Here is a 9,564-nt window from a genome sequence, read left to right as displayed (position 1 = left end):
AGATCGATCCTTCGAGCGCGTAGGTCGTGGTGCCATTCAAACGGTAGGCGATGGTCGTAAGCAGCCTGTTTTGCGAGGCGACCATCGTTTCGCCCGTGTTCAGCACCGCAAAGCACCCCGTCCCATAAGTTGCCTTCAGCATGCCCGGTTCGAAGCACGCCTGGCCGATCACGGCGGCTTGCTGGTCGCCGGCAACGCCCAGTATCGGGATGGCAGCGCCGAAAAGCGACTTCTCGGTCACCCCGAAATCGTCAGCACTGTCCTTCACCTCCGGCAGCAGTGCCTTTGGCACGCGAAGAATGCTGAGCAGGTCGTCGTCCCAGGAGTTGGTCTCGATACTGAAAAGAAGCGTGCGCGAGGCGTTGGTCGCGTCCGTTACATGCGCCTTGCCACCCGTCAGCCGCCAGATCAGGAACGTATCGATGGTTCCGGCAAGGAGTTCTCCTTTCTCAGCCCTCGCGCGCGCGCCTTCGACCTCATCGAGTATCCAGGCAAGCTTGGTTCCGGAGAAATAGGGATCGAGCAGAAGGCCCGTCCTGGCAGTGAATATCTCCTCGACCCCCTCCGCCTTCAGCTTCTCGCAGAGCGGCGCGGTACGACGATCCTGCCAGACGATGGCGTTGTGGATTGGTTTGCCGGTATCGCGCTCCCACACCACGATCGTCTCGCGCTGATTGGTGATGCCGATGGCGGCGATGTCTTCAGCGTTGCAATTCGCCTTGCGCAATGCGCTGCGCACGGTGGATATCACGCCTTTCCAAATGTCTTCGGGATCGTGCTCGACCCAACCCGAATTCGGATAATGCTGCGGAAATTCCTTCTGCCCTGTCGCCACTGCTTTCATGGCCGCGTCAAAAACGATGGACCTGCTGGATGTTGTGCCTTGGTCTATCGCCAATACATAGCCGCTCATAAGTCCTCCGGGTCGATCTGCAAGTCTTTGAAAAGCGGGGAGCCGGCCAAGCCGCCTCCCCGCGCTATTGTCATGTCAATCGGGCTGGCTGCAACCCGCGCTACTGCCAGCGCTTGACGATCTCCTCATAGACGATGGTTTCGCCCTGAGGTTTCTCGTTATCGAGCTTGGCCTTGGCGCCGCCCTTGCCGATCCATTCGGAAGGATCTTTTTCTTCATTGAGGCGCGGCCCGCATCCACCATAAACGTCGGCGCTCTCGTCCGCCGCTTGCATGCGCGCCATGGTGACATCCATTTCACCGGCCAGACGATCCATCGCTTCCTGCGGCGTAAAGGCACCAGAGTTCACATCGCCGATCTGCTGCCACCAAATCTGTGCCAGCTTCGGATAATCCGGCACGTTAACGCCAGTGTCCGTCCACAGGATCCGATCCGGGGAGCGGTAGAACTCAACCAGACCGCCGAGCTTCGGAGACCGCTCGGAAAAGGATTCATGATTCACAGTCGAATCGCGGATGATGGTCAAACCGACATGGCTCTTCTTTACGTCGACCGTCTTCGAGGTGACGAATTGAGCATAGAGCCAAGCCGCCTTGCGCCGGTCCACCGGGGTCGACTGAAAGAGGGTCCAGGCACCGACGTCCTGGTAACCCAGCTTCATACCCTCTTCCCAGTAGGGACCGTGCGGCGAAGGCGCCATTTTCCAGAGCGGATTGCCCTCGTCATCGACGGTGTTGTTGCCCTCGTCTTTGGCTTTCACCATATCGGCGGTAAAGGCCGTGTACCAAAATATCTGCTGGGCCACATTGCCCTGGCTCAAAGCCGGCAAAGACTGGTAAAAATCGAGGTCGGCGGCACCGGGCGGCGCGTATTGACGTAGCCATTCATCCCATTTGCGAATTGCATAAACTGCGGCCGGCCCGTTGGTGGCACCACCGCGGCTCACCGAGGCGCCGGCGGGGTTGCACGAGCCTTCTTCCATACGAATGCCCCATTCGTCGATGGGGCGACCATTGGGCAACCCCTTCGAGCCGGCACCGGCCATGGACAACCATGCATCCGTCATGCGCCAACCGAGATCCGGTGCGCGCTTGCCGTAATCCATGTGGCCGTATACGCGAACTCCGTCGATCTCCTTTACGTCGTTTGTGAAAAAATCGGCAATGTCCTCATAAGCCGACCAATTTACCGGTACGCCAAGCTCATATCCGTATTTCTCCTTGAATTGTTCTTTTATTTCAGGGCGATCAAACCAATCTTTCCTAAACCAGTAGAGATTAGCGAACTGCTGATCCGGCAGTTGCCAGACCTTCCCGTCAGGGCCGGTAGCCGAGGCGATGCCGATAAAATCTTCCAGGTCGAGTGTCGGCGACGTCACGTCGGCGCCCTCGCCTTCCATCCAATCGCTGAGATTGACCGCGCTCTGCAAGCGTGAGTGGGTTCCCACGAGGTCGGCATCGTTGACATAGGCATCATACAGATTGCGGTTGGTCTGCATCTGCGTCTGGACAGCTTGAACCACCTCACCCTCGCCCAAAAGCTGATGGTTCACCTTGATCCCGGTGATTTCTTCGAACGCCTTGGTCAAGACCTCCGATTCATAAGTATGTGTGGGAATGGTTTCGGAAAGGACGTTGATTTCCATTCCGGCCATGGGCTCGGCCGCCTTGATAAACCATTCCATTTCTGCCAGCTGCTCCTCGCGGCTGAGCGAAGAGGGCTGGAACTCGTCATCGATCCACTTTTCTGCAGCCGCCATGTCCGCCATGGCCTGGCCTGGCAGCCAGAGCAAGGCGAGCGCAGCGACGGAAGTCTTCAAATGCGCTTTCATTTCAAACTCCTCCTCCTATTTCCACATTCACGTTGTGAACATGCATTGGCGGTTCGGTGCCTTGTTCAGACCCCGTTTCACCGATTTGCGGAGCGGCCTAGACGCCCCGCTGGCTTTGCCGACAGTCCTACACCCAGCGGAAAACCGCATAAGCGCAAATCAGCGACAAAATCGTGCCGCCCCAAAGCGGCATATCCGTCAGCCCCAGCCATCCCAGATGGATGAAGGCGCTGCCGAGCAGAGAGATGAAAAGCCGGTCGCCCCGTGTCGTATCAAGACCGAGGATGCCGTGCCTCGGCCCACCTCCCGGGCTTGCCCATTCCCAAATGGTCATGGCGCATAGAAGCGCAAATATGACGAGAAAAAAGGTGGCGGTCTGCCAGGTCCAGGCCATCCACGTCAGGTCGAGCCAATGAGCCATGATATCTCCCTAAACCCGCCCGAGGGCGAAGCCCTTGGCGATGTAATTGCGCACGAACCAGATCACGATCGCGCCCGGGATGATTGTCAGCACACCCGCGGTTGCCAGAAGCCCCAATTCGTAGCCCGAAGTGCTTGCGGTACGCGTCATCACGGCGGCAATCGGCTTCGCGGCCACTGAGGTCAGCGTTTTGGCCAAGAGCAACTCCACCCATGAGAACATGAAGCAGAAGAACGCCGTCACACCGATGCCGGAAGCGATGAGCGGCATGAAGATCCTTACGAAAAAGCGCGGAAACGAGTAACCGTCGATGTAAGCCGTCTCATCGATCTCCTTCGGCACGCCAGACATGAAACCCTCGAGAATCCAGACCGCGAGCGGAATGTTGAAAAGACAGTGCGCCAGGGCCACGGCCCAGGGAGTGTCGAAGAGGCCGATCGCCGAATAAAGCTGATAGAACGGCAGCGCAAACACTGCGGGCGGCGCCATCCGATTGGTCAAAAGCCAGAAAAACAGATGCTTGTCGCCAAGAAAGCGATAGCGCGAGAATGCATAGGCCGCCGGCAGAGCAAAGGAGACGGAAATTACAGTGTTTATAATGACATAGCTTATCGAGCTGATGTAACCATTGTACCAAACGGGATTGGTCAGAATCTCCACGTAACTGTCGATGGTGAAGTTCTTCGGCCACGGACTGAAACCACCGAGAATCTCATTGGTTGTCTTGAACGACATGTTGACGAGCCAATAAATCGGCAGAAGCAGGAAGAGGATGTAGAGCGAGGGAACGAGCCAGCGCGAGAGCCTCATTGTTCGTCTCCCCGGGTCATCAGCGTGTAGAAGATCCAGCTCACCAACAGCGTCATCAGGAAGTAAATGATGCTCATGGCAGCGGCGATGCCGAGATTGAATTCGCCCAGCGCGGCCTTCACGAGATCAATGGACAGAAACGTGGTGGCATTGCCTGGTCCGCCGCCGGTCAAGACGAACGGTTCGGTATAAATCATGAAGGAATCCATGAAGCGCAGCAGCACCGCGATGGTGAGGACCCGGTTCATCTTCGGCAACTGAATGTAACGGAACACCGACCAGCGCGACGCGCCGTCGATCTTGGCCGCCTGGTAATAGGCCTCGGGGATGGAACGCAGGCCGGCATAGGCGAGCAGCACCACGAGTGAGGTCCAGTGCCAGACATCCATCAGCACCACGGTGAACCAGGCCGAGATCGGCTGGCGCGTGAAATTATAGGGAATGCCGAGCGCATTCAGCCCGTAGCCGAGCAGGCCGATATCGGGCAGCGCCATGATGTTCCACATGGCACCGACCACGTTCCAGGGAATGAGCAAAGGCAACGCCATCAGCACCAGGCAGACGGATACCCAAGGTCCCGAGCGGGGCATGGTCAGGGCGATGGCCACGCCGAGCGGCACCTCGATCAGAAGAATGATCCCGGTGAAGAGGAACTGCCTGAAGAGCGAGTCGTGGAAGCGCTCCGATGTAAGCACATCCTCGTACCATTTGACGCCCTCGAAGAAGAACAGGTTGTTGCCGAAAGTCTCCTGCACCGAGTAATTCACAACTGTCATCAGCGGAATGATGGCGTTGAATGCCACCAACAGCAGAACCGGCAAGACGAGAAACCAGGCCCGGTTGTTCCATGTCTTGGTCATATCGCGCCTCCCCGGGCGTCCCGCACCGGATCGACACGCCACGAATCCGCATAGATGTTGGTGCCTGCGGGATCGAAACTGATGCGGGGATCGCTTGGGATGACGCAATCTTCGGAAACGATCGCCGCAACCGGATGTCCGTCTATTGTCGCGTGAACGATCTTGCGCCGCCCCGTATCCTCAACGCGGACGATCTGAGCGGGCATGCCCTTCTCGCCTATTCGTACGTATTCCGGACGCACGCCAAGCTCCGTCAGTGCGCCACTGTTTGTAGCGACCGGTTCGGCAAGGCGGACCGCGTGACTGCCGATGTGAATATCTCCACCATCGATTTGAACCGGCAAAACGTTCATGCCCGGAGACCCGATGAAGTATCCGACAAAAGTGTGGTTGGGACGTTCGAACAATTCTTCCGGCGTACCGATCTGGACGATTTCGCCTTCATTCATCACCACCACCTGGTCGGCGAAGGTGAGTGCTTCAGTCTGGTCATGGGTCACATAGACCATGGTGAAGGCGAAACGCCGGTGCAGTTCCTTCAATTGAGAGCGCAGCACCCATTTCATGTGTGGATCGATGACCGTCAGCGGCTCATCGAAAAGGATCGCGCTCACATCCGAGCGCACCAGTCCGCGCCCGAGCGCGATTTTCTGCTTGTCATCGGCAGTCAGACCTCTCGCCTTTTGTTCGGCTCGGCCGGCCAAATCGATCATCACAAGCGTTTCGCGCACGCGCCGCTCGATCTCCTCGGCGGGCACGCCACGGTTGCGCAGGGGAAAGGCAAGATTTTGGTAGACCGTCATCGTGTCGTAAACGACAGGAAACTGGAAAACCTGCGCAATGTTGCGGTCTTCCGTCGACAGGTCCGTGACGTCCCGCCCGTCGAAAAGAATTTCACCCTCGGTGGGCGGCAGCAATCCTGAAATGATGTTCAAAAGCGTTGTCTTGCCGCAGCCCGAAGGTCCCAGCAACGCATAAGCGCCCCCATCGTCGAACGTATGGTGCACACGCTTCAGCGCAAAATCGTCTTCGCTCAAGGGGTTGGGCATGTAGGCGTGGCGGATGTTGTTGAGATCAATTCGCGCCATTCCCGCCTCCTAAACCGCTTCGCCGCTTTCGGCTGTCACCCGCCGGTTTGCGTCATCGAAAACCAGCATGTGGCGGGTGTCGATGAACACGTCGACGGTTTCCCCCGCTTCCAGCCGATGAATACCTTCTTCGAGCATCACCCAGCGATGCCCCGCGAAATCGAGATGAACGAAGCTTTCCGAACCCGTTATCTCGGTCACAGAAACGTTTGCCCGGACGGAGACCGCGTCGGGCTCTCGCGCGTTGAGAGAAAGATGATGAGGTTGGAAGCCGAGTGTGTATTTTCCGTCGGGGGCGCCTTCGAGGCGCCGCCGGACCGGAAGCCGAACATGCTCATCGAGCGCAAATTCGCCCTCACGCTTCTGTGCCGGCACCGTGTTCAATGGCGGATCGGAAAAGGTGCGCGCCGTCACGAGATCGACTGGCTCCCTGAATACGCCGATTGTGGGACCGAACTGTGTCACGCGCCCCTGGCTGAGTGCTGCAGTATTGCCACCAAGAAGCAACGCCTCGCTCGGCTCCGTGGTGGCGTAGACGAAAATCGCTCCCGAAGCGGCAAATATCTTCGGCAGTTCGGCACGCAGTTCCTCGCGCAGCTTGTAGTCCAGATTGGCGAGTGGCTCGTCGAGCAGCACCAGACGAGCCTCCTTGACCATGGCACGTGCCAATGCCGTACGCTGCTGCTGTCCACCGGAGAGTTCCAGCGGCGTGCGCTTCAGATGCGGCGTCAGATGCAGCAAGTCCGCCGCTTTCTCCACCTTTTCCTCGATAACGCGTTTTTCTACGCCGGCAACGCGCAGCGGCGAAGCGATATTCTCATAGACCGTCATCGCGGGATAATTGATGAACTGCTGGTAGACCATGGCGACACTGCGTTTTTGCACCGGCACGCCAGTCACATCGGCACCGTCCATCCAGACGCTCCCACCAGTCGGTCGGTCCAATCCAGCCATCAGCCGCATCAGGCTGGTTTTTCCCGCGAGCGTCGGCCCGAGCAGCACATTCAGCGAACCCGGCTCAAGCCTGAGCGAAACGTCGTCTATATGCGTTTCGCCGGAAACCACCTTTGAAACATCGCGCAGTTCAAGCATGTCCTCCCCCAGCGTTTTCCGCTTGGTTATGCATTCCAGAAACTTTACGCATGAACGTGTCGACGGCTGCCGCTTCTCCCTGCGACAAACGTAACCCGCGTTTGGTTCTACGCCAAAGAACGTCTTCACCGCTGACCGCCCATTCGTAGGTGGCCAGGTAGCGCAATTCGGCTTCGTAGAGATCGAGGCCGAAATGCTTTCCGAGATCAGCCATCGACCGCGCCTCGCCGAGAAGATCGCGGGCACGCAGGCCGTAAAGCCTGACAAGCCGAGCCGCATGGTGGCGGTCGAGGAAGGCGTAATCGCGCATCAGCGATTCCACCTGCGCCTCATAGCCGTCGCAGGGGAAATCGCCACCCGGCAGCGTCGCCGCGTGCGTCCAAGACACGCCCTTATCGCCGAGCGCCTCGCCGATCTTTTCCAGCACCGATTCCGCGAGCTTGCGATAGGTCGTTATCTTGCCACCGAACACGTGCACCATCGGTGCGCCATCTTTGGCTGTCTCCGATTTCAGCACATAGTCGCGTGTAGCCTCCTGGGCCTTGGAGGCGCCGTCATCGAAAAGCGGCCGAACGCCAGAATAGGTCCAGACCATATCCTTGCGCGTCACCGGTTCGGTAAAATACTCGCTTGCGGCCGCGCACAGATAGTCAATCTCGTCATCGCTGATGGCCACATCCCTGGGATCGCCATCGTAGTCCTGGTCGGTGGTGCCAATCAGGGTAAAATCTTCTTCGTAGGGAATGGCGAAAATGATCCGTCCGTCGGCATTCTGGAAGAAATAGGCGCGGGGATCGTCGAACTTCCGATCGATGACAATATGACTGCCCTTTACCAAGCGTACATTGTGCACGTCGTTCTGTCCGAGCACACCCGAAATGACGTGATCCACCCAAGGACCAGCTGCATTCACGAGATAGCGGGCGTGAACGGTTTCGCTTTCGCCGGTCAACAGGTTCTTTATGCGAATCTTCCAGATGCCGTTCTCGTCTTCGGCCGACAGCACGCGCGTGCGCACCCGCACTTCCGCGCCCCTGTCGGCTGCATCGCGCGCGTTCAGAACGACGAACCGCGCATCGTTCACCCAACAATCGGAATATTCGAAGGCTCGCCGATAAGACGCCTTCAAGGGGTCACCGGCCGGATCGGTTCGCATGTCGAGCGTACGCGTTTTGGGCAAGCGCTTTCGCCCACCGATATGATCGTAGATGAAAAGGCCAAGACGGATAAGCCAGGCCGGGCGCAGGCCCTTGTGCAACGGCAACACGAAACGCATGGGCCAGACGATGTGCGGCGCATTGAGCCAAAGCACCTCGCGCTCCATCAACGCCTCACGCACCAGACGGAATTCGTAATGCTCAAGATAGCGCAGACCGCCATGAATCAGCTTGGTGGAACCGGAGGACGTGCCGCTTGCCAGATCGTTCATTTCCGCAAGAAAGACCGAATAGCCCCGGCCGACCGCATCGCGTGCAATGCCGCAACCGTTGATACCGCCACCGACGACAAACACGTCGAAAATCGCAGGACTGGCGGTTTCGAAACTGGGCACGCAATCCTCCCTTGTCTCTCAGATGAAGGGCCATCGCTTTGAGATTGAGACAAAGGAATTATTTTGAAAACAGAACGAATGTCAAACGAAAATAAATCGGATGTTAAGAACCCGTCTCGATGAGCCGCACTCCTGCCTCATCGCACAAGGCTCGCATGGCCGGAAACGAACAGCGATCGGTGATAAAAGTATTGACCTGCGACAAATGTCCGATCCGCACCGGTGCGCCACGTTCGAACTTGGTCGAATCGGACACCAGGATTACATGCCGGGCGTTGGCGATGATCGCCTGAGCGACCTTCACTTCGCGGAAATCGAAATCGTAAAGCGCACCATCGGGATCAATCGACGAGACACCGATCACCGCATAATCGACCTTGAACTGCCGAATGAAATCGACAGCAGCCTCCCCGACAATGCCTCCATCCGAACCGCGAACCACCCCACCCGCTATGATAACTTCCAAAGAAGGATAAACGCGCATCCTATTGGCAACATTAATATTATTGGTGATTACCATCAGCCCTTCGTGATCCAGAAGCGCGTCGCTCACGGCTTCGGTGGTTGTCCCGATATTGACGAAAAGCGATGCTCTGTCGGGAATAAGTCTTGCAGCGGCGCGGCCGATGGCACGCTTTTCATCCGACGCAATTTTCCGCCGGGCTTCATACTCCATGTTTTCGATGCCCGAAGGCAGCAACGCACCTCCATGGATGCGGGTGAGCAGACGCCGCTCGCAAAGTTCGTTCAGATCACGCCGGATCGTCTGTGGCGTAACGTCGAAATGCGTGGCGAGATCGTCGACCAACACGCGACCGTGTTCTTTTGCGTGTTCGAGGATCTCGGAAAGCCTCGGCGTCAGAAATGCGTTGTTCATCTTCGTCTCAATTTTCGTTTACATCATATAAGTACGGAAACGAACATTGAGCAAGCTATTCGGTTGCATCGACGGCGGTCAAGATGGGAAGCGGGCAGCCGACGAAACCATTTCCTCTCC

Annotated in this window: 9 protein-coding genes; all 9 read right to left on the bottom strand. The window is 57.6% G+C overall.

The annotated features are described in order from the left end of the window. The coding region (locus tag QZ638_RS19915) for an FGGY family carbohydrate kinase (protein ID WP_295813644.1) at positions 1-913 on the bottom strand (913 nt) is incomplete at its 3' end. A 100-nt stretch (positions 914-1,013) separates the two neighbouring features. Continuing rightward, positions 1,014-2,744 carry an ABC transporter substrate-binding protein gene (locus QZ638_RS19910; RefSeq protein WP_295813643.1) on the bottom strand — a complete coding sequence of 577 codons (1,731 nt, stop codon included), beginning with the start codon at positions 2,742-2,744 and terminating at the stop codon, positions 1,014-1,016. 127 nt (positions 2,745-2,871) lie between these two features. After that, positions 2,872-3,165, bottom strand: a complete 294-nt coding sequence (locus QZ638_RS19905; protein ID WP_295813642.1) for a DUF2160 domain-containing protein — start codon at positions 3,163-3,165, stop codon at positions 2,872-2,874. Between the two features lie 9 nt (positions 3,166-3,174). Beyond that, the gene (locus QZ638_RS19900; RefSeq protein ID WP_295813641.1) at positions 3,175-3,975 is read right to left on the bottom strand and encodes a carbohydrate ABC transporter permease; all 801 of its coding nucleotides are present in this window, start codon (positions 3,973-3,975) and stop codon (positions 3,175-3,177) included. Next, the gene (locus QZ638_RS19895) at positions 3,972-4,835 is read right to left on the bottom strand and encodes a carbohydrate ABC transporter permease (protein WP_295813640.1); all 864 of its coding nucleotides are present in this window, start codon (positions 4,833-4,835) and stop codon (positions 3,972-3,974) included. Before QZ638_RS19895 ends, QZ638_RS19900 begins: the two co-directional genes overlap by 4 nt. Continuing rightward, complete coding sequence (locus QZ638_RS19890) at positions 4,832-5,923, bottom strand: ABC transporter ATP-binding protein (protein WP_295813639.1); 1,092 nt, start codon at positions 5,921-5,923, stop codon at positions 4,832-4,834. Before QZ638_RS19890 ends, QZ638_RS19895 begins: the two co-directional genes overlap by 4 nt. Positions 5,924-5,932: 9 nt before the next feature. Beyond that, entirely contained in the window at positions 5,933-7,015 is a 1,083-nt protein-coding gene (locus tag QZ638_RS19885; RefSeq protein WP_295813638.1) for an ABC transporter ATP-binding protein, read from the bottom strand. Continuing rightward, positions 7,008-8,567, bottom strand: a complete 1,560-nt coding sequence (glpD, locus tag QZ638_RS19880; protein WP_295813637.1) for a glycerol-3-phosphate dehydrogenase — start codon at positions 8,565-8,567, stop codon at positions 7,008-7,010. Before glpD ends, QZ638_RS19885 begins: the two co-directional genes overlap by 8 nt. Positions 8,568-8,670: 103 nt before the next feature. After that, the gene (locus QZ638_RS19875; RefSeq protein ID WP_295813636.1) at positions 8,671-9,444 is read right to left on the bottom strand and encodes a DeoR/GlpR family DNA-binding transcription regulator; all 774 of its coding nucleotides are present in this window, start codon (positions 9,442-9,444) and stop codon (positions 8,671-8,673) included. Positions 9,445-9,564: the final 120 nt, after the last annotated feature.

This window comes from uncultured Nitratireductor sp., assembly GCF_913053745.1.
Taxonomy (GTDB): Bacteria; Pseudomonadota; Alphaproteobacteria; order Rhizobiales; family Rhizobiaceae; genus Nitratireductor.
This window is presented reverse-complemented; position numbering and strand designations above follow the sequence as displayed.

Coding starts and splice junctions, on each gene's coding strand:
- QZ638_RS19890 (WP_295813639.1), bottom strand. CDS start 5,923: ATGGCGCGAATTGATCTCAACAACATCCGCCACGCCTACATGCCCAAC.
- QZ638_RS19900 (WP_295813641.1), bottom strand. CDS start 3,975: ATGAGGCTCTCGCGCTGGCTCGTTCCCTCGCTCTACATCCTCTTCCTG.
- QZ638_RS19885 (WP_295813638.1), bottom strand. CDS start 7,015: ATGCTTGAACTGCGCGATGTTTCAAAGGTGGTTTCCGGCGAAACGCAT.
- QZ638_RS19875 (WP_295813636.1), bottom strand. CDS start 9,444: ATGAACAACGCATTTCTGACGCCGAGGCTTTCCGAGATCCTCGAACAC.
- QZ638_RS19910 (WP_295813643.1), bottom strand. CDS start 2,744: ATGAAAGCGCATTTGAAGACTTCCGTCGCTGCGCTCGCCTTGCTCTGG.
- QZ638_RS19895 (WP_295813640.1), bottom strand. CDS start 4,835: ATGACCAAGACATGGAACAACCGGGCCTGGTTTCTCGTCTTGCCGGTT.
- QZ638_RS19905 (WP_295813642.1), bottom strand. CDS start 3,165: ATGGCTCATTGGCTCGACCTGACGTGGATGGCCTGGACCTGGCAGACC.